Below are 18462 nucleotides of genomic sequence, written 5' to 3' on the forward strand. Positions count from 1 at the left end.
ACAATCCCTGTGGGAGCGAGCCTGCTCGCGATGAGGCCAGCAAATTCACACCTCATTCACCAGACCAAAATGAGCCCCCATGCCTACCCAACTCGAATACGGCGAAGTCACCGCCCTAGACCACAAAACCTGCCGCCTGCGAGTCCGCCTAGCCGACCGCGACGGCCTCCAGACCTACTGGCTCAACGTCCCCCAGCGCAACACCCAAGGCACAAAACGCCGCCCACTCATGCCCGAACTGGGCGAACAAGTAGCGGTCCTGCTCGATGCAGAGGGCGTGGACGGCATCTATCTGGGCGGCCTCTACTCAACCGACGAACCCCCACCGGTGGTGGATGCGGACAAAGACTATGTGCGGTTCAGCGATGGGACGGTGTCGACTTACGACCGTGCGGCCGGGGTGATGACACTGGATTGCGTGGGGGCTTTGGTGGTGAAGTGCGGGCGCAACATCACGGTTGAGTCGGGTGAAGCGGTGGTGGTGAAAGCGCCTTCGGTGACGTTGGAGATTGCGCAGGTCACGTTGAATGGTGACCTGCAGATGGAAGGAAACCTAAGTGTGGGTGGCAACGTCGATGTGAAAGGTACTGTCATGGACGTTGGCGGGAACTCGAATCATCACGATCATTGAGTTCCTGTTCCGTGGATCGCCGAAATGGCAATGCCTCATGCTCTACCAAGCTTTCCATCAACTGAAAGCAATAAATCTCCTTCAAGATCAAGTCGCAAGGTATTCAATTCCGGCGTTTCTGGGTTGAAGCCCACATCGAAAAGTGAGGCATCGCAATAATCTATGGCGCGCAAGCCTGACTGAAATATCGGATACGAGATTTGTAGAGGGGTTCCGTTGGGACGAGTCAAGCTAACGGTTCCTTTTACCTGAATCAGTCCAGCTTCCGGCCCTGCCTGTTCGAGCGGTGTATCTTTGTTTATTACTGCTTCCTCTACCGTCACCCGACATTCAGCAGTCGCACCGTGAGCGAGCACAAATCGCGCCTCATGCATAAGTAGCATTACGCAGAGGAGGATGATTGGTTTTTGCGCAACTATCGCTTGCTCGTCGAAGCTCAACGCGTTCAACCGCAGAACGGCAAGCAAGTCATTTAACAACTGATCCCCGGTGAAAGCTGGATAGCTTACGATAAAGCTGACTAGATACTGGAAGGGAGCAAAGCCATCTTTACCGAGCTTAAAGAGTTGCAGCTGCGTGGTCTGGCTTTTCTTATCGTCTTTGAAGAACGTATCGATACGCGATTTGAGTCTTTCAGGGGTTACGTTGAATTTCTCTTTGAGGTCCTCAGGCTTACATTTGTCCACCTGATAGATCATGAGTTTTTTGATGTAAATAGGAATCGGGTTGGAAACATTCAACCCTTGCGCATCTGGCATCGCGTATTCCAAAAAGTATTTGAAGCTTAGGTAAATATTCTCCAGAGATTCGTTCAGTAAGCCTCGGTCTCTTGCGTCATTGTGAGCCACAAAATCTGCTGCTTCGCGAAAGACCCGGTGCCCCGCAGAGTAGGCACGCAGGCGCATGAAGAGGTTGTCGATATCATTCTCATCAAAATTACCGACTTGGATTTTATCGACCACCTTTTGAGCTTTTATTCTTTCGCTAGCCTTCATTATTTTCCTAATCCATCTCGTCCATACATCGAGTCTGCCATGCGGTAGGTCCGCTCGCATCTTTAAACCTGATTAAAAGCTGCAGGGCGTTAGCAGCATCATCATGGGCCCATGACAACGCCCATCCCCCACACCAGCATCACCGCCACCCACTGGCAGCCCGCCCTCGGTACCTCCGGCGAGGTGGTCGAGGGCCTGCGCGATATCGACCAGGCCATCCGCATCATCCTCAGCACGCCAAAGGACAGCGATCCCCATCGCCCAACATTTGGCAGCGACCTGCACCTGTACCTCGACTGGCCCACTAACCGCGTCACGCCCCACTTGGTGCGCGAGGCCGTCGACGCGATTCGACTGTGGGAACCCCGCGTCGCCGTGGTCCAGGTGCACATCCAGATCAATACCGCGCAGATCACCGTGCGGGTGCAATGGCGTGTCGCCGGCCAAGTACCCCAGTCGACCGAGGTGCCCTATGCGCGAACTGCCTAAACCCGAATTCATTAAAATCGACCCCGCCGCCCTAGAGGCCCATTTAATCGCCCGCTACGAGCAGAAGTCGGGCAAAACCCTGTACCCGGCCCAGATCGAGCGGCTGTACATCGACCAGATTGCCTACGCCGTGTCCCGGTTGCAGATGAGCATCCAGAACGCCGGCGAACAACTGCTGGTGCGCTTCGCCCGCGGCCCAATCCTCGACTACCTCGGCGAACTGGTGGCCACCCCCAGGCTGCTGGCCCAGGCCGCCCGTTGCACCCTACGTTTCACCATACCCGCAGCCGTGACCCGGCCGCTGCTGATCCCGATCGGCACTCGGGTCAGCACCCAAGACACCAAGCTCACCTTCATCACCGATCACGACGTGGTGATGGCCGTTAATCAAACCCACGTCACCGTCACCGCCACCTCCCTGATCACCGGAATACAAGGCAACGGCTGGACCGCCGGCCAGATCAGCGCCCTTGGCAACCCGCCCGCGGCAGGCCTGACCGCCAGCAACATCACGCTCACCACCCAAGGTGCCGAGGATGAAGACGACGACCGCTACCGCGAGCGCATCATCCTGGCCCCCGAGGCCTTCAGCAACGCCGGCAGCCGCGCCGCATATCGCTACCACACACTGGCGGTGCACCAGTCCATCATCGACGTCGCCGTGCATGGCCCAGACGAAGGCCAGCCCGACGGCCACGTCGCCCTGTTCCCGCTGACCACCCACGGCCTGCCCACGGACGATCTACTACAGCGCATAGAACACCAGGTCAGTGGCGAAAAACTTCGCCCGCTGTGCGACACGGTCAGCGCACAGTCACCCACCGAGGTCGTCTACCAGATCAAGGCAAACATCACCTTCTACGCCAACGCGGACCGCGGCGTCACCATGGCGGCCGCCCATACCGCCGCACAGACCTATGCCAATAAATGCCGCGCCGCACTCGGCCGCGATCTGGTGCCAGAACAACTCACCGCCGCGCTTCAAGTTCCCGGCGTGTACCGCGCCTACCTGCAACTGCCCACAGGCCTTCGCGAGCTAGAGGGCGATCAGTGGGCCAACTGCACCGCCATCCAATTGATCGATGCCGGGGTGGCCTATGACTGATCAGCCGCTGCCCCCCGCATTGGCCGGCGATGAACGTTTCGCGCTGCTCTGTGAATTACTTGATCAAGCATTGGCCGACCTGGACCTCAACGCCATGCTGGTCTACCTGATCGACCTGGCGAAGCCCACGCTACTCTCGACCCTGGCGGATCAGTTCTCCCTGCTCGACGAGGCGGCCTGGGGCTTGGCCGAATCCGAAGAAACCAAGCGCAACCTCATTAAAAACGCCGTTGAACTGCACCGTTTCAAGGGCACCCCATGGGCCATCCGCGAGGTCATCCGGTTGTTGGGCTTTGGCGAAGTCACCCTAAAGGAAGGGGCCGACGCTCAACCAGGTGCACAAGCGTGGCCGCTGTATCGGGTCGTTCTAAAACGCGTCGTCACCAACGATCAGGCGGTGCTGTTGCGCCGCCTGCTGCTGTCCATCGCCCCGGCACGCTGCCGCCTCGTGTCACTCGACTACCAGACCGTCGCCATCCGCTACAACGCCGTCGCGAGTTACGACGGCCAATACAACCATGGGAGCAGCTAATGGCTGACTTACGCGAATCAAAAGACTGGGCAAGCGGCATCTACCAGCTCGAAACCTCCGACCCCGTACTCGGCGGCCCGGAAGGCGTTTCCAATCAGCAGGCCAAACAACTGGCCAGCCGCACGCGGTGGCTCAGGATGAAAGTGGACGCCTTCATAGAGGGCTCGCTCGCCGTTGGAAAGGCCGTGCAACTGGCCACGGCCCGGACGATTTCCATCTCCGGTGCCGCCACCGGCAGGGTCACCTTTGACGGCAGTGCCCACGCCAACATCCCATTGATATTAAAAGACAGCGGCGTCACCGCAGGCACCTACACAAAGGTACTCGTCGACACCAAAGGCACCGTCACTTCAGGTTCAACACCCACCCATTTAGCCGACCTTGGCATTCCCTTCGCCACCCAGCGTGAAGCCGAGGTAGGCGCAGACACCAACAAACCGATGAATGCACTCAGGGTGTTCCAGGCCATCGCCATCAAGGTCGTTCAGGCGACAGCGAGCGCGCCGGGTATTGCGCGGCTGGCGACGCAATCGATGGTCAAGTCGGGCACCGACAACAGCGCCATGGTGACGTCTGAAACACTCGCCGCTCTGTTCCCGTTCCGTGGCCGAGCCGTCTACGAGACGCCAGGGGTGTTCACCTGGGAGGTTCCCGACGGCGTGACTAAGGCGTGGGTGGTGGTCATTGGAGGCGGTGGCGGCGGATCTTTATCCGCCTTTTACCCCGGCCCTGCGGGTGGCTCCGCTGGTGGTATTGCCAAAAAACTGATCAACCTTGCCGGCGTCAAGACGTTGATGGTCACGGTGGGGGCAGGCGGCATAGGCGCTTCGGTTAAGGGCGCTGGCGGCACCAACGGCGGCACATCGTCGATCGGCACCCTCATGTACGCAACAGGTGGCCACGGCGGAAGGGTCAATAGCGCTTCACACACCGCGGGCCATGGCTACGGTGGCGATGAAAATCACAGTATCGAACAGATTGGCCAGGTTCTTGGCCCATACAACTTCGCCGCTCATCGTGAGGGCGGCGAAAGCCAGTGGTTCTCACACACGTGGACCGACTCCCGAAAGCCGCGAAGGCCGGGGTATGGGGGCAACGGAGTGGGCGCGCGTAGTGGTAATGGCACTGCATCGGATGGTGCAGATGGTCAGGTAACGATCCAATGGTGATGAACATGTGGGCACGAATAGAAGGCACAACGGTGGTGGAAGTGACAAACGTCGATCCCCAAGGCAGGTTCCATCCCTCTTTAATATGGGTGGCGTGCGCAAAGGACACTCAGTCAGGCATGCAGTACGCCGATGGGCTGTTCACCGTGCCCCCCATCACGTTTGAAGGTCATGCCGCACACATTGCAAACGTGCGTTTTGAGCACGAAACAGCCGGCATCACCGTTAACGGCGTGAGCATTGATACCAACCGCGAAAGCCAGGCATTGATCACAGCAGCGGCACTGTCGGCGGTCATTGACCCGACTTACGTGTGCATCTGGAAGGCGCTAAGCGGTCCGGTCGAGCTGACGGCAACACAGCTGATTGCCGTCGCGACTGCCGTGCGTGCCCATGTCCAGGCCTGCTTTGATCGCGAATGTCAGTTACTTGAAGCATTGGCCGAAGGGACCTACACAGTCGACATGCTCGATCATGGCTGGCCAGCCGCACAAGGGGCATAACCATGCAGGAAATCCGCTGTGGCGAATGCCACCGCAAACTCGCCGCCGTGCGCGGCTTCATCGAACTACAAATCAAGTGCCCGCGCTGCCGGACACTCAATCACCTGAAGGCCCCGAGCCTCCTATCCGAATGCCCTGAGCATCTGCCCATAGAAGCGCAGAAATGCCCCAGCCCACCATTGGAAGCCTGTTCGCAGGCATAGGAGGTTTTGATGTCGGATTCGAAAACGCAGGCTACCGCACCGCCTGGCAAGTGGAACTCAACCCCATCAACCGGGCTGTCCTTGCCGATCGATTTCCACGCGCCACCCAATTCGAAGACGTGCGCCACTGCGGTGCCCACAACCTCAGCCCCGTTGACGTCATCACCGGCGGCTTTCCCTGCCAAGACATCAGCCTGGCCGGCGCCAGACCCAGCAATAAAGAAACCCGAGGCCTGCGTGGCCAACGCAGCGGCCTGTTCTGGGAAGTCATACGAATCCTCAAAGAGACACAACCTCGCTGGGTGGTGCTTGAGAATGTCGTTAACCTGCTCGCTATCAACGATAGCCAAGACTTTGAAACAGTCATCCGGGCCCTTGCGGACTGCGGGTATGTGGGATTTTGGCGAGTGCTTAATGCTCAATATTTCGGAGTCCCCCAGCAACGTCGTCGCGTATTCCTGGTCGCAGGTCATCGACAAATGCCCCCCCTCGAGCTGCTGGCTGACGCCGCGCCAGTGGAAGCAATACCTCCAGCGTCTAGCAAGATCGCGTGGCCACGCCCCGCGGATGCATGGGCTGCCAATACTCTATTGGCAAACAAAGCCGGCTCCCAAATCGCTATGGGCTGTACCACTTTCATCGCTCAACCGAACGGATGGCATCAGATGGCTGAGCGGCAGCGAGCGTCTGAAAATGATGGGCTTTGCCTCGGACTGGATGCGTCCAACCTTGCAGAGGCTTTCGCTGCCGGAAACGCCGTCGTTACGCAAATCGCGCAATGGATCGCCGAAAAACTAATTAAGGCACACTAAAAACAAAGGCAGCAGAGACCACCATCTCCGCTGCCTTCTCAGCAACTCAGTATTCGCAATTCCCTTGCACCACACGCAACAAACCTAAACTCCATTTACCTCGCCCTCGAGCCCGAGTTTTTCGCGCTCGGCATCAGGTGCCTGCCATCCTCTAATCACCCCGCCCTCCCCCTGTAGCAGCTGCCGGACGCGGCCTTCGGCAACGGCTACAAGAATTTGCGCTTGTTCGATCGTTAGGCGCCTTCCTATAATCGGGGCGCTTACCCAAGCCCCGCCTCACCCCAGTGCTACCCGCACTCCGCATCAAAACCCACATCCCTGGGTGTTCGACCATAATAATTCGCTCCACTGGGGCACATGACTGTCAGGGATAACCGCATGACGACCAGCACGACTTATACCGAAACCACGCCTGCGCAACCGACGAACTCCGCCACTCGGGTAGCCACCGCGAGCTTCATCGGCACCGCCATCGAGTTTTACGACTTCTACGTCTATGCCACTGCGGCCGCACTGGTGATCGGGCCGGTGTTTTTCCCGCAGACCTCCGGCACCGCGCAAATGCTGTCGGCGTTCCTCACCTTCGGCATCGCCTTTCTTGCGCGACCGCTGGGGTCAGCGTTGTTCGGCCATTTCGGTGACCGTATCGGGCGAAAATCCACCCTCGTGGCCTCGCTGCTGCTGATGGGCGTCTGCACCACGTTGATCGGCGTGTTGCCGGGTTACGACAGCATTGGCGCCTGGGCGCCGATCCTGTTGTGCGTGCTGCGCTTTGGCCAGGGTCTGGGACTGGGCGGCGAATGGGGCGGTGCGGCGTTGCTGGCGACGGAGAATGCACCCAAGGGCAAACGCGCCTGGTTCGGTATGTTCCCGCAGCTTGGCCCCTCGATTGGTTTTCTGGCGGCAAACGGGCTATTCCTGACCCTGGCCATGACCCTGAATGACGAACAATTCCGTTCGTGGGGCTGGCGGATTCCCTTCCTGCTCAGCGCCGTCCTGGTGATGGTCGGGTTGTACGTGCGTCTCAAGCTCCACGAAACCCCGGTATTCGCCAATGCCATGGCCCGTCAGGAACGGGTGAAAATCCCGCTGGTCGAGCTGTTCAGCCAATATTGGGCGCCGATGCTGCTGGGCGCCGGGTCGATGGTGGTGTGCTACGCGTTGTTCTACATCTCGACGGTGTTTTCGCTGAGTTATGGCGTATCGACCCTCGGCTATACCCGTGAAACCTTCCTCGCCTTACTGTGCTTCGCCGTGCTGTTCATGGCCGCAGCAACGCCGCTGTCGGCATGGGCCAGCGACCGTTACGGACGCAAACCGGTACTGATCATCGGTGGCGTGTTGGCGATTCTGTCCGGGTTCTTGATGGAACCGCTGCTGACCCACGGCTCGACCTGGGGTGTAGCGCTGTTCCTGTGCATCGAACTGTTTCTGATGGGTGTGACGTTTGCGCCGATGGGTGCGTTGCTGCCGGAGCTGTTCCCAACTCACGTTCGCTATACCGGTGCGTCGGCTGCCTACAACCTGGGCGGGATCGTCGGGGCCTCGGCGGCGCCGTTCTTTGCGCAGAAACTGGTAGCGATGGGTGGTTTGAGTTATGTCGGAGGGTATGTATCGGGGGCGGCGGTGCTGAGCTTGATTGCGGTGCTGTGCTTGAAGGAAACGCGTCACAACGATTTGAATCGGGTGGCCTGAAAGATCACCATCGCGGGCAAGCCCGGCTCCTACAGGAACCGCATTCTCTGTAGGGGCCGAACTTGCTCGCAATAGTCGCGCCTCGGTTACAGCTCGACTACAACAGCCTGAGCTGCACGGGTCGCTTTAGCTCGAGCCAATTCAATAGACTCATCCCGCGCCAACGCCACACCCATCCGGCGCTGACCATTCACTTCAGGCTTGCCGAACAAACGCAACGCCGTATCCGGCTCGCTCAATGCCGCACCCAGGTTAGCGAAAGCGGTCTGGGTCGATTGCCCCTCCACCAGAATCACCGCCGAAGCCGAAGGCCCGAACTGACGGATCAACGGGATCGGCAGGCCCAGAATCGCCCGCGCGTGCAGCGCGAATTGCGACAGGTCCTGGGAAATCAGGGTCACCAGGCCGGTGTCATGCGGACGCGGCGAGACTTCGCTGAACCACACCTGATCCCCTTTGATGAACAATTCAACGCCAAACAGACCACGGCCACCCAAGGCTTCGGTCACGGCTTTGGCAACGCGCTCGGACTCAGCCAAGGCAACCGGGCTCATGGCTTGTGGCTGCCAGGATTCCTGATAGTCACCCTTCTCCTGACGGTGACCGACCGGCGCGCAGAACGTGGTGCCGCCGACATGGCGCACGGTCAGCAGGGTAATTTCGTAGTCGAAGTCGATGAAGCCTTCGACGATCACACGACCTTTGCCGGCACGACCGCCTTCTTGAGCGTAGTCCCACGCGGTTTTGACGTCATCGGCGCTGCGCAACAGGCTCTGGCCCTTGCCCGACGAGCTCATCACTGGCTTGACCACGCACGGGAAGCCGAGGTCTTCAACGGCTTTGCTGTAGTCCTCGAAGGTGTCTGCGAAGTGGTACGGCGAGGTCGGCAAGTCCAGCTCTTCGGCGGCCAGGCGGCGGATGCCTTCGCGGTTCATGGTCAGTTGCGCGGCGCGCGCGGTCGGGATCACGGTGAAGCCTTCGGCTTCCAGTTCGACCAAGGTGGCGGTGGCGATGGCTTCGATTTCCGGCACGATGAAGTGCGGCTTCTCGGCTTCGATCACGGCACGCAGGGCAGCACCGTCGAGCATGTTGATTACGTGGCTGCGATGGGCGACTTGCATGGCCGGCGCGTTGGCGTAACGATCCACGGCAATCACTTCAACGCCCAGGCGTTGCAGCTCGATCACCACTTCCTTGCCCAACTCACCACAGCCACACAGCAATACGCGGGTCGCGGTTGGCGACAATGGAGTTCCGATACGGGTCATCTCAGGTCCTCAAGAAGCGGATCATCGAGGGATGCAACGCCTGGCGCGCTTCCCATGGGGAGAAAGCGCGGCATTTTACATGAACCGAAGGCTTTGGCTTCAGCTGACGACGGCCTGTTTGCGCAAGCGCCAGGCCATGATCAGCCACACGGCGGTCACGCCGGCGAACTTCGAGCCCATGGCGGTGAGGATCACGCCCGGGGTGAAGGCGTCGATCATGCCGAAGAAGATGAAGGTATCGAGAGGAATGCTCAGCGCCGAACTTATCCACAGGCGATCGTGCAGCGGGCGCTTGGTGATGCTGAACACCAGCCAGTCGATGCACTCGGACACCGCGAATGCCGTGGCGCTGGCCAATGCGATGGACGGATCGGAAGTGACGTAGGACAGCACCAGCGCGGCCAGCATCGCGGCGATGGCGCCGTGGCCGAAGCGGGTTTGCACCATGTCGCGCAGTACGAACACCAGCCCACCCCAGGCCGACCAGATGATGTCGAGGTGCGGGGCAGTGGAAAAGGCGTAGTTGATCAGCACGACGCTGCTGATGTAGGCGATCAGGAAGAGCATGGGGCGTGGGGATACCTGTCAATTTGGCGCACAGATTACTTCAGCCCTGCCCAACAACCAAACCCTGTAGCAGCTGCCGAAGGCTGCTACAGGTCCGGGTTTTTGCCGATCATCCAGAGCAGGCCGCTGGATTTGGCCCGCTCGTGACACAACCCCAACACCGCGCGGCGCTCGTCGTTGGTCATTCGGCTCCAGCGGGTGATCTCTTCCACCGTGCGCTGACACCCGGTGCAAATGTCATCATCGTCCAACGCGCAAATATTCACGCAGGGCGATAGCACCGGCCGTTCTGTGGCGCTCATTCTTCCTGCTCGGCCAGATCGCGGGCGTAGCGCTGCGAGTTATGCACATAGTGGGCGGCGCTGGCCTCGAGCATCTTTTTCTGCGGCTCGGTCAATTCCCGCACCACTTTGCCCGGAGACCCCATGACCAGCGAACCGTCGGGGATTTCCTTGCCTTCGCCGATCAGCGAATTGGCGCCGATGATGCAGTTCTTGCCAATTTTCGCGCCGTTCAGAATCACCGCATTAATACCGATCAAGCTGTAATCGCCCACGGTGCAGCCATGCAGCATGGCGTTGTGGCCGATGGTCACGCCGGTGCCGATGGTCAGCGGGTAGCCCATGTCAGTGTGCATCACGGTGCCGTCCTGGACGTTACTGTTCTTTCCGATCAGGATCAGTTCGTTGTCGCCGCGCAGCACGGCGTTGAACCAGACGTTGGCGCCCTCCTCCAGTTTGACCTTGCCCACCAGCACGGCATTGGGGGCGACCCAGCTCTGCGGATGGGTTTCGACGCGGGCGTCGCCCAGGCGATATTTCATCTTGTTGTCCTCAAGGCCAGGCAGGCTCGGTTCACGCCATACGAACGATGGCTTCAGGTGTTGATAAAACTCTTGGGCGGTTGATGCAGGCTGATTTTGGCGTCATAGAGCAGGTTGATCAACTCGACGATCATAATCGCCGTCAGGCCCCAGATTTTGTATTCGCCATAACGATAACTTGGCACGTACCAGCTACGGCCCTGGTAATCGATGCGGTGGGTGTGTTCGCGGGGGTCTTTGCGGAAGAATTCGAGCGGCACACTGAACACCGCGGCGATCTCGGCATCGTTGGCCCGGTACTCGACGAAGTCCGGAATCACGCCGACATAGGGCGTGACCTTGATGCCGTGCAGGGAGATCAGCGGGCTGAGCGGGCCGATGACTTCGACCAGGCCCGGCGGCAGGCCGATTTCTTCTTCGGCTTCACGGAGCGCGGTGAAAATCAGGTCGGGGTCTTCGGGGTCTCGGCGTCCACCGGGAAAGGCGACTTCGCCGCCATGGGTCGAGAGCCCGCTGGCGCGCAGGGTTAACAACAGTTCCGGTTCATCACTGCGAGTGATGGGCACCAGAACAGCGGCTTCGGGGAAACGCTTGTCGGTTTCCAGCGTTGTCGGCGTGTGGTTGCTTACCCGATGAAGTAGCTCGTCCAGCATGAGTGCTCTCGATCTGTGCCTTACCCTGCATCATGCACCAATCGAACCGACCGCCCAACCCCATAAACACGGCATGTCGCTAAACGACAACTTGCCGACAGACACCGCCGCACGCCAAGATAGGCGCAGCATTCAGGAACCCAAGCATGAAATTTTGCAGTCAGTGCGGCAACCCGGTAACCCAGCGCATTCCCGAAGGCGATTCACGCCTGCGGTTTGTCTGTGACAGCTGCGATACGATTCATTACCAGAACCCCAATATCGTCGCCGGTTGTGTCGCGACCTGGGGTTCGAAGGTGTTGCTGTGTCGACGCGCCATCGAGCCACGGCGCGGTTACTGGACCCTGCCGGCCGGTTTCATGGAAAACGGCGAAACCATCGAGCAGGCGGCCATTCGTGAGACTGCCGAAGAAGCCTGTGCGCGGGTACGCAACCTGAGCCTCTATACGCTGATCGACGTGCCGCACATCAGTCAGGTGCATGTGTTCTTTCGTGCGGAGCTCGCGGACCTGGACTTTTCAGCCGGCCCCGAGAGCCTGGAAGTGCAGCTTTTCGAAGAAGCCGACATCCCTTGGTCCGACCTGGCTTTCCGCACCGTGGGTCGTACCTTAGAATGCTTCTTCGCTGACCGGCGGACCGAGGATTACCCTGTGCGGTCCGAGTCGATCCCGCCACTTGCTCAGCCTGCCATCACTTAAAACATCTATAACTAAAATAGCCGACACCTCTAGGGATATCGTTTCAATGCGCTGGTTGCTTGCCGTGTTCTGTTTGTCGTTCGTCGCAATGTCGCAGGCTTCCGTAGCGGAAACCCTGGACGGCAAAGCCATCGAAAAAGTCCTGATTCTCAAGTCCGCCCACCAATTGCAATTGATCAATGGCGGCAAGCCGCTCAAGACCTATCGCATTTCCCTGGGCAAACATCCCAAGGGGCCGAAGCTGATGGAGGGCGATAAACGCACGCCAGAGGGCCTCTATTGGGTGGACTGGCGCAAAGTCAGCGACCGCTTCAATCTGGCGATGCACATCTCCTACCCGAACATCAGCGACTCCGCCCGTTCGCGGCGTGAAGGTGTCGATCCCGGTGGCATGATCATGATCCACGGCACCCCGGACACGGAAGATACCCCTGAAGACCTGTTCCACACCCTGGACTGGACGGACGGCTGCATCGCCATGCGCAACATGGACATGCGCGAAGTCTGGAACCTGGTACCGGACGGCACGATGATCGAAATCCGCCCGTAAACCCCGCTCCCTCACCACAAACGGCTACCTTCGGTCGCCAGCAAAAAATAATCTCAAAAGATCACAGCTTGAGACAACGCCTGCCGGGGTGATACCAATTCCCCGCGCAAGCGTCACCACAGACTGCGATCTTTGCGCTCAAAAGCCCCCTCGTTAATACCACTTCAATCCACCCGCCTATAAGTCCGCATAACAGGGCAGGCTTTTCCACGCCCGCAGCAAAGTGCTGGCATTGACATGGTATTTAAGTGGTATTAATTTCCAGCCCATTCACGGGCGACAACATTCCAATATCCGCCCCGGACTCCTGACATGAACGATCTCCAGGCCCTGCGCCCCGACGACACCCAACCCACGCCGTTGTACCTGCAACTGGCGCGCAATCTGGAAGCGGCCATCCATGCCGGCCAGTGGAAAGCCGAACAGGCCATGCCGTCGGAGCGAAGCCTCAGCGAAAGGCTCGGCATCTCCCGCGTCACCGCACGCAAGGCGCTGGAAGTGCTGTTCGAGCAAGGTTTGATCCGCCGCCACCAGGGCTCCGGCACGTTCATTACCCCACGCCTGGAACAACCGCTGTCGCGCCTTTCGGGTTTCAGCGAAATGCTCCGGCTCAAAGGCTTCGTTCCGGGGTCGCAATGGCTGGAACGGGAAATCACCCCGCCCACCCACGAAGAATTGATCCGTCTCGGTCTCTCGCCGAACGACAAAGTCGCGCGACTCAAACGCCTGCGCAAAGCCGACGACACCGTGATGGCGATCGAGATGAGCACCCTGCCCGCCTCGATCATTCCCAAACCGCAAGCCGTGGGCGACTCCCTCTACGAATACCTCGACGGCATCGGCAAACCGGTCGTGCGCGCGCTGCAACACATCCAGGCGATCAACGCCTCGGACGAATTCGCCGCCCTGGTCGGCATCGCCCCTGGCACCGCCATGTTGTTGATGACGCGGGTCGGTTACCTGGAAGACAACACGCCGATCGAAGTCACCGACACCTATTGCCGCAACGACTACTACGACTTTGTCGCAGAGCTTCGTCGATAACGTCACCAAGACCGAGAACCGACATGTCCGAAGACAACATCCTCACCGCCCACGGCTGGGTTCGCGGCCGGCTGATTCACCAACACGGCAAGGTCGTGTCGATCGAAGGCCAACCGTGCGATCCGGCAGACAACGACCTGCCTTATCTGCTGCCGGGTTTCATCGACCTGCATGTGCACGGCGGCGGCGGCAAAGACATCATGGAAGGCGCCACCGCCTTCGAGACCATCACCCGGACCCACGTGCGCTTCGGTACGACGTCGCTGCTGGCGACCACCATGACCGCGCCGAGCGAAGAAATTTCCAGCGTACTCAAAGCCGTCGGAGAGTTCTGCGAAACGCGCCCCAAAGGCAGCGCCCGGGTCCTCGGCGTGCACCTCGAAGGCCCGTACATCAACCCCGGCAAACTCGGCGCCCAACCGAATTTCGCCCACACCGCGTTGATGGCCGAAGTCGAAGAATATCTGGCACTGGCGCCGATCCGCGTGATTACCATCGCCCCGGAGATCGCCGGCCATGACACCTTGATCCGCGCCCTCAGCGCTCGCGGCGTGCGCATGCAGATCGGCCATACCCTCGGCAGCTACGAGGAAGGCGTCGCAGCGCTGGCAGCGGGTGCGAGCAGTTTCACTCACCTCTACAACGCCATGAGCCCGCTGCATCACCGCGAGCCAGGCATCGTCGGCGCAGCACTGGCCCACGCCAAATACGCCGAGCTGATTCCGGACTTGCTGCACGTACACCCCGGCGCCATCCGTGTGGCCCTGCGCTCGATTCCATGCCTGTATTGCGTGACCGACTCCACCGCCGCCGCCGGGATGCCCGACGGTGAATACAAGCTCGGTAGCCACACCGTGACCAAATGTCTGGGCGGCGTACGCTTGCCCGACGGCACCCTCGCCGGCAGCACCCTGACCATGGATCAAGCGTTGCGTAATCTGGTGAAGATCGGTGTGTCGATTGCCGAGGCCTCGCAACGCCTTTCGCAATTCCCCGCCGATTACCTTGGCCTTGAAGAACGCGGCCGCCTCATACCGGGCAGCTGGGCCGACTGCGTGCGGCTGGATCGCTCACTCACACTGACCGCCGTCATGGTCGAAGGAGAAGACATTGACTTCAAAAATGCTTGAAGAGGCGCTGTCCTCGTTCGAGGCCGTGCAAGCCCAATTGCAACAGCTCGACCCGCAGATGATCGAGATCGCCGGACGCCTGCGCCGTCAGCCGCCGCAAGTGGCAATGACCGTCGCCCGTGGCAGCTCCGACCATGCCGCCAGCTACTTCGCCTACCTGACCATGCAACTGCTGGGCATTCCGGTGGCGTCGTTGCCAATGTCAGTGGTGACCATGCAGCAAGCGCCGTTGAAAGTCAGCGGTCAGGTGGCGTTTGCCTTCTCGCAGTCCGGGCAAAGTCCTGATCTGGTGAACAGCCTGCGCCTGCTGCGCAAGCGCGGTGCCCTGAGCATTTCCATGGTCAATGCCGAAGGTTCGCCACTGGAAGCAGCCTGTGAATTCAGCCTGCCGTTGTTGGCCGGCACCGAAAGCAGCGTCGCCGCGACCAAGAGTTTTATCGCCACCCTCAGCGCCAGCGCTCGTCTGATCGCGCACTGGAAAGAAGATGTAGAAATGCTCGAAGCCGGCAACGCCCTGCCGGAAGGTCTGCGTGACGCCGCGCAACAGGATTGGAGCATGGCCATCGACGCCCTGCGCGATTGCCAACGCTTGATGGTGATCGGTCGCGGCGCCGGGTTCGCCATCGCCCAGGAAGCGGCGCTGAAATTCAAGGAGACCTCGGCGATTCAGGCGGAAGCGTTCAGCAGCGCCGAAGTCCGCCACGGCCCGATGGCCTTGATCGACGAAAATTATCCACTGCTGATCTTCGCCCCACGCGGTGCCGAACAGGCCGGTTTGCTGAGCCTCGCCGCCGACATGCGCCAACGCGGCGCCCGTGTATTGCTGGCCGCGCCCAATGACATCGCTGAACGCGACCTCACCCTGACCCGCGCCGAACACCCGGCCCTGGATCCGATCCTGGCGATCCAGAGTTTCTACGTGATGGCTGCCGGTTTGGCCGTCGCCCGTGGCATGGACCCGGACCAACCGCGTCATTTGAGCAAAGTCACGCGCACCCATTGATCCGAACCGTCGTTTTTTATTCATGAGACCGAGCCATGCATAACAACAATAAAGAGCTGACCCTCAGCGCCCCGCTCAGCGGCCCGGTGCTCACGCTCGCCAAGGTGCCGGACCCGGTGTTCGCCAGCGGCGCCATGGGCGACGGGATCGCCATCGACCCACTGAACGATACCCTTCACGCCCCTTGCGCCGGCGTCGTCGTGCACGTCGCCCGAACCGGGCATGCAATCACCTTGCGCGCCGATAACGGCGCCGAACTGCTGCTGCACCTGGGCCTCGACACCGTCGAGTTGCAGGGCGAAGGCTTCTCGATGCTGGTCAAGGAAGGCGCGCGGGTCAGCAATGGCCAACCGCTTTTGCGCTATGACCTGGACAAGGTTGCGCAGCAGTGCAAAAGCCTGGTCAGCCTGATGATCCTGACCAACAGCGGGGATTTTCAAGCACGGCCGATCACTCTGAAATCGGTCAAGGTCGGCGAGCCGTTGCTGCACATCATTCGCCGGCAGGCCTGCAGCGCGCTGGTCGAAACCGACGCCTCGGGCATCGAAGTAAATGGGCATGTCCACGTCGCCTTTCGCGGCGGATTACATGCGCGTCCTGCGGCGCTGATTCGCCAGACCGCGCAAGGTTTCAAGAGTAAATCGCAACTGTATTTCGGCGGTAAATCGGCGACCTGTGACAGCTTGATCGGGCTGATGGGGCTGGCGGTCGGTGAGCGGGATGAAGTACAAGTCAGTTGCCGGGGCGTGGACGCCGAAGCGGCACTGCAAGCCTTGTTGACCGTGTTATCCACCGCCCTGGCCGAAGACAGCCACGCTGCCGCGCCAACGCCGATTGCCCAACACAATCGTCCGGCCGAAGCCGGTGTGCTGCACGGTGTTTGTGCCGCGCCGGGTCTGGTGGGTGGGCCACTGTTTCGATTGAACGCCATCAGCCTGCCGGTTGACGCCGGGGGTCATGATTCCGAACAACAACAGGATGCGCTCGATACCGCGCTGACCCTCGTGCGCAGCGAAATCGACCACACCCTGGCCCAGGCCAAAAAGCACAAGAACGCCGACGAAGAAGCGATTTTTGCAGCACACCTGGCGCTGCTTGAAGATCCGGCACTACTGGACGCGGCGAATACCTCCATAGTCCAAGGCGTCGCCGCGACCCACGCCTGGAGTCAATCGATCGACGCCCAGTGCAAAGTCCTGCAACAACTCGGTAGCCCGTTGCTGGCCGAGCGCGCCAATGATCTGCGCGACCTCAAACAACGCGTGTTGCGCGCCTTGCTCGGCGAAGCCTGGCAGTACGACGTGCCGGCGGGCGCCATTGTCGCGGCGCACGAACTGACCCCGTCCGACCTGTTGCAACTCAGCCAGCAAGGCGTCGCCGGCTTATGCATGGCCGAGGGCGGCGCGACCTCCCACGTGGCAATTCTGGCGCGCGGCAAAGGCTTACCTTGCATGGTTGCACTGGGCTCGACGCTGCTGAATCTTGAGCAAGGTCAATCGGTGGTGCTGGACGCTGACGGTGCTCGTCTCGAACTGGCACCGACTGCCGAACGCCTCGCTGACGTGCATCAGGCGCAACTCGATCATCAGCAGCGCCGCGCTCTTCAACAGTCTCAGGCGCACACCCGTGCTCTGACGCTCGATGGACTGCACATCGAGGTGGCCGCCAATGTCGCCTCCAGCACAGAAGCGGCCGACGCGCTGGCCAATGGTGCCGATGGCGTCGGCCTGCTGCGTACCGAGTTTCTATTCGTGGATCGCAACACCGCGCCGGATGAACAGGAACAGCGCCTCGCCTATCAAGCCGTGCTCGATGCAATGGGCGAGAAATCGGTGATCATCCGCACCATCGACGTCGGGGGTGACAAGCAGCTCGATTACCTGCCCCTGCCGGCCGAGGCCAATCCGGTGCTTGGCCTGCGCGGAATTCGCCTGGCTCAAGTGCGCCCGGAACTGCTCGATCAGCAACTGCGCGCGCTACTTCATGTTCACCCGATATCGCGCTGCCGGATTCTGTTGCCGATGGTCACCGAGGTCGACGAGCTGCTGCACATTCGCAAGCGCCTCGAGGCGTTGTGTTCAGAACTCGGCGTGAGTGAACGCCCGGAGCTTGGGGTGATGATCGAAGTCCCGGCCGCCGCCTTAATGGCCGAGCACTTGGCCGAACACGCAGACTTTCTGTCCATCGGCACCAACGACTTGTCGCAATACACCCTGGCCATGGACCGCGACCACGCGGGCCTCGCTTCACGCGTCGACGCCCTGCACCCGGCACTGCTGCGCTTGATCGCACAGACCTGCGCGGGCGCGGCGGTGCATAACCGTTGGGTTGGCGTCTGCGGTGCACTCGCTTGCGATGCGCTGGCGACGCCTGTGTTGATCGGTTTGGGAGTCAGCGAATTGTCGGTGAGCCCGGTGCAAATCGGCGAAATCAAAGACCGCGTGCGCCACCTCGACGCTGCCGAATGCCGACGCATCAGCCACGACCTGCTCAAACTGAGCAGCGCTGCGGCCGTGCGTCACGCCTGTCACCAGCAATGGCCTCTGAGCTGAACAACAACTACAACTCTCAAATAAAAAGAGCACAGGGAGA

21 protein-coding genes are annotated in these 18462 nt (G+C 60.3%); 15 read left to right on the forward strand and 6 right to left on the reverse strand.

Going from position 1 to position 18462, the window contains the following annotated elements:
• The first annotated feature begins 79 nt into the window (after positions 1-79).
• Positions 80-631: a phage baseplate assembly protein V gene (locus J2X66_RS09870; protein ID WP_310263600.1), complete on the forward strand. Its 552-nt coding sequence runs from the start codon at positions 80-82 to the stop codon at positions 629-631.
• Between the two features lie 35 nt (positions 632-666).
• On the opposite strand, the gene J2X66_RS09875 is transcribed toward J2X66_RS09870, so the two are convergent.
• On the reverse strand, positions 667-1626 hold the full coding sequence (locus J2X66_RS09875) for a hypothetical protein (RefSeq protein WP_310263602.1): 960 nt from the start codon (positions 1624-1626) through the stop codon (positions 667-669).
• 111 nt (positions 1627-1737) lie between these two features.
• Between J2X66_RS09875 and J2X66_RS09880 the strand changes: the two genes are divergently transcribed.
• From J2X66_RS09880 to J2X66_RS09915, 8 genes are all read left to right on the forward strand, one after another.
• The gene (locus J2X66_RS09880; RefSeq protein ID WP_310263605.1) at positions 1738-2115 is read left to right on the forward strand and encodes a GPW/gp25 family protein; all 378 of its coding nucleotides are present in this window, start codon (positions 1738-1740) and stop codon (positions 2113-2115) included.
• Positions 2099-3220 carry a baseplate J/gp47 family protein gene (locus tag J2X66_RS09885; RefSeq protein WP_310263607.1) on the forward strand — a complete coding sequence of 374 codons (1122 nt, stop codon included), beginning with the start codon at positions 2099-2101 and terminating at the stop codon, positions 3218-3220. Before J2X66_RS09880 ends, J2X66_RS09885 begins: the two co-directional genes overlap by 17 nt.
• Complete coding sequence (locus J2X66_RS09890) at positions 3213-3752, forward strand: phage tail protein (protein WP_310263609.1); 540 nt, start codon at positions 3213-3215, stop codon at positions 3750-3752. Before J2X66_RS09885 ends, J2X66_RS09890 begins: the two co-directional genes overlap by 8 nt.
• Positions 3752-4921 carry a glycine-rich domain-containing protein gene (locus J2X66_RS09895; protein WP_310263612.1) on the forward strand — a complete coding sequence of 390 codons (1170 nt, stop codon included), beginning with the start codon at positions 3752-3754 and terminating at the stop codon, positions 4919-4921. Before J2X66_RS09890 ends, J2X66_RS09895 begins: the two co-directional genes overlap by 1 nt.
• A gap of 119 nt (positions 4922-5040) precedes the next feature.
• Positions 5041-5424, forward strand: coding sequence for a DUF4376 domain-containing protein (locus tag J2X66_RS09900; protein WP_310263614.1), 384 nt, complete (start codon positions 5041-5043; stop codon positions 5422-5424).
• A 2-nt stretch (positions 5425-5426) separates the two neighbouring features.
• Positions 5427-5627 carry a Com family DNA-binding transcriptional regulator gene (locus J2X66_RS09905; RefSeq protein WP_310263617.1) on the forward strand — a complete coding sequence of 67 codons (201 nt, stop codon included), beginning with the start codon at positions 5427-5429 and terminating at the stop codon, positions 5625-5627.
• Entirely contained in the window at positions 5588-6439 is an 852-nt protein-coding gene (locus J2X66_RS09910) for a DNA cytosine methyltransferase (protein ID WP_310263619.1), read from the forward strand. The genes J2X66_RS09905 and J2X66_RS09910 overlap by 40 nt, the downstream gene beginning before the upstream one ends.
• A 378-nt stretch (positions 6440-6817) precedes the next feature.
• Complete coding sequence (locus tag J2X66_RS09915) at positions 6818-8134, forward strand: MFS transporter (protein ID WP_310263622.1); 1317 nt, start codon at positions 6818-6820, stop codon at positions 8132-8134.
• A gap of 86 nt (positions 8135-8220) precedes the next feature.
• Here J2X66_RS09915 and purT read toward each other — a convergent pair whose 3' ends face one another.
• The 5 genes from purT to J2X66_RS09940 all read right to left on the reverse strand — a co-directional run bounded on the left by purT (position 8221) and on the right by J2X66_RS09940 (position 11445).
• Entirely contained in the window at positions 8221-9402 is a 1182-nt protein-coding gene (purT, locus tag J2X66_RS09920) for a formate-dependent phosphoribosylglycinamide formyltransferase (protein WP_140666515.1), read from the reverse strand.
• A 99-nt stretch (positions 9403-9501) separates the two neighbouring features.
• A complete protein-coding gene (locus J2X66_RS09925) occupies positions 9502-9969 on the reverse strand; it encodes a VUT family protein (protein ID WP_310263625.1) in 468 nt (155 codons plus the stop codon).
• Positions 9970-10055: 86 nt separating this feature from the next.
• A complete protein-coding gene (locus tag J2X66_RS09930) occupies positions 10056-10271 on the reverse strand; it encodes a DUF1289 domain-containing protein (protein WP_310263628.1) in 216 nt (71 codons plus the stop codon).
• The gene (locus tag J2X66_RS09935; RefSeq protein WP_027924900.1) at positions 10268-10792 is read right to left on the reverse strand and encodes a gamma carbonic anhydrase family protein; all 525 of its coding nucleotides are present in this window, start codon (positions 10790-10792) and stop codon (positions 10268-10270) included. Before J2X66_RS09935 ends, J2X66_RS09930 begins: the two co-directional genes overlap by 4 nt.
• A 53-nt stretch (positions 10793-10845) precedes the next feature.
• Positions 10846-11445 (reverse strand): CoA pyrophosphatase, encoded by a 600-nt coding sequence (locus tag J2X66_RS09940; RefSeq protein WP_027924899.1) that lies wholly within the window; start codon positions 11443-11445, stop codon positions 10846-10848.
• A 146-nt stretch (positions 11446-11591) separates the two neighbouring features.
• On the opposite strand from J2X66_RS09940, the gene J2X66_RS09945 reads away from it, so the two are divergent.
• The 6 genes from J2X66_RS09945 to ptsP all read left to right on the forward strand — a co-directional run bounded on the left by J2X66_RS09945 (position 11592) and on the right by ptsP (position 18422).
• Entirely contained in the window at positions 11592-12143 is a 552-nt protein-coding gene (locus tag J2X66_RS09945; protein ID WP_310263632.1) for an NUDIX hydrolase, read from the forward strand.
• A 46-nt stretch (positions 12144-12189) separates the two neighbouring features.
• On the forward strand, positions 12190-12693 hold the full coding sequence (locus tag J2X66_RS09950; protein WP_027924897.1) for a murein L,D-transpeptidase family protein: 504 nt from the start codon (positions 12190-12192) through the stop codon (positions 12691-12693).
• A 312-nt stretch (positions 12694-13005) separates the two neighbouring features.
• A complete protein-coding gene (locus tag J2X66_RS09955) occupies positions 13006-13737 on the forward strand; it encodes a GntR family transcriptional regulator (protein ID WP_027924896.1) in 732 nt (243 codons plus the stop codon).
• 23 nt (positions 13738-13760) lie between these two features.
• Complete coding sequence (nagA, locus tag J2X66_RS09960; RefSeq protein WP_310263636.1) at positions 13761-14867, forward strand: N-acetylglucosamine-6-phosphate deacetylase; 1107 nt, start codon at positions 13761-13763, stop codon at positions 14865-14867.
• Positions 14848-15870, forward strand: coding sequence for an SIS domain-containing protein (locus J2X66_RS09965; protein WP_310263638.1), 1023 nt, complete (start codon positions 14848-14850; stop codon positions 15868-15870). The genes nagA and J2X66_RS09965 overlap by 20 nt, the downstream gene beginning before the upstream one ends.
• Before the next feature lie 35 nt (positions 15871-15905).
• Positions 15906-18422, forward strand: coding sequence for a phosphoenolpyruvate--protein phosphotransferase (ptsP, locus tag J2X66_RS09970; RefSeq protein ID WP_310263640.1), 2517 nt, complete (start codon positions 15906-15908; stop codon positions 18420-18422).
• The last annotated feature ends 40 nt before the right edge of the window (positions 18423-18462 follow it).

Source organism: Pseudomonas sp. 3296 (assembly GCF_031456615.1).
In the GTDB taxonomy this organism is placed as follows: domain Bacteria; phylum Pseudomonadota; class Gammaproteobacteria; order Pseudomonadales; family Pseudomonadaceae; genus Aquipseudomonas; species Aquipseudomonas mucoides.

Bases quoted from the DNA above. Each gene is read 5' to 3' on its own strand.
- J2X66_RS09870 (WP_310263600.1), top strand. From the start codon at position 80: ATGCCTACCCAACTCGAATACGGCGAAGTCACCGCCCTAGACCACAAA.
- J2X66_RS09875 (WP_310263602.1), bottom strand. From the start codon at position 1,626: ATGAAGGCTAGCGAAAGAATAAAAGCTCAAAAGGTGGTCGATAAAATC.
- J2X66_RS09880 (WP_310263605.1), top strand. From the start codon at position 1,738: ATGACAACGCCCATCCCCCACACCAGCATCACCGCCACCCACTGGCAG.
- J2X66_RS09885 (WP_310263607.1), top strand. From the start codon at position 2,099: ATGCGCGAACTGCCTAAACCCGAATTCATTAAAATCGACCCCGCCGCC.
- J2X66_RS09890 (WP_310263609.1), top strand. From the start codon at position 3,213: ATGACTGATCAGCCGCTGCCCCCCGCATTGGCCGGCGATGAACGTTTC.
- J2X66_RS09895 (WP_310263612.1), top strand. From the start codon at position 3,752: ATGGCTGACTTACGCGAATCAAAAGACTGGGCAAGCGGCATCTACCAG.
- J2X66_RS09900 (WP_310263614.1), top strand. From the start codon at position 5,041: ATGCAGTACGCCGATGGGCTGTTCACCGTGCCCCCCATCACGTTTGAA.
- J2X66_RS09905 (WP_310263617.1), top strand. From the start codon at position 5,427: ATGCAGGAAATCCGCTGTGGCGAATGCCACCGCAAACTCGCCGCCGTG.
- J2X66_RS09910 (WP_310263619.1), top strand. From the start codon at position 5,588: ATGCCCCAGCCCACCATTGGAAGCCTGTTCGCAGGCATAGGAGGTTTT.
- J2X66_RS09915 (WP_310263622.1), top strand. From the start codon at position 6,818: ATGACGACCAGCACGACTTATACCGAAACCACGCCTGCGCAACCGACG.
- purT (WP_140666515.1), bottom strand. From the start codon at position 9,402: ATGACCCGTATCGGAACTCCATTGTCGCCAACCGCGACCCGCGTATTG.
- J2X66_RS09925 (WP_310263625.1), bottom strand. From the start codon at position 9,969: ATGCTCTTCCTGATCGCCTACATCAGCAGCGTCGTGCTGATCAACTAC.
- J2X66_RS09930 (WP_310263628.1), bottom strand. From the start codon at position 10,271: ATGAGCGCCACAGAACGGCCGGTGCTATCGCCCTGCGTGAATATTTGC.
- J2X66_RS09935 (WP_027924900.1), bottom strand. From the start codon at position 10,792: ATGAAATATCGCCTGGGCGACGCCCGCGTCGAAACCCATCCGCAGAGC.
- J2X66_RS09940 (WP_027924899.1), bottom strand. From the start codon at position 11,445: ATGCTGGACGAGCTACTTCATCGGGTAAGCAACCACACGCCGACAACG.
- J2X66_RS09945 (WP_310263632.1), top strand. From the start codon at position 11,592: ATGAAATTTTGCAGTCAGTGCGGCAACCCGGTAACCCAGCGCATTCCC.
- J2X66_RS09950 (WP_027924897.1), top strand. From the start codon at position 12,190: ATGCGCTGGTTGCTTGCCGTGTTCTGTTTGTCGTTCGTCGCAATGTCG.
- J2X66_RS09955 (WP_027924896.1), top strand. From the start codon at position 13,006: ATGAACGATCTCCAGGCCCTGCGCCCCGACGACACCCAACCCACGCCG.
- nagA (WP_310263636.1), top strand. From the start codon at position 13,761: ATGTCCGAAGACAACATCCTCACCGCCCACGGCTGGGTTCGCGGCCGG.
- ptsP (WP_310263640.1), top strand. From the start codon at position 15,906: ATGCATAACAACAATAAAGAGCTGACCCTCAGCGCCCCGCTCAGCGGC.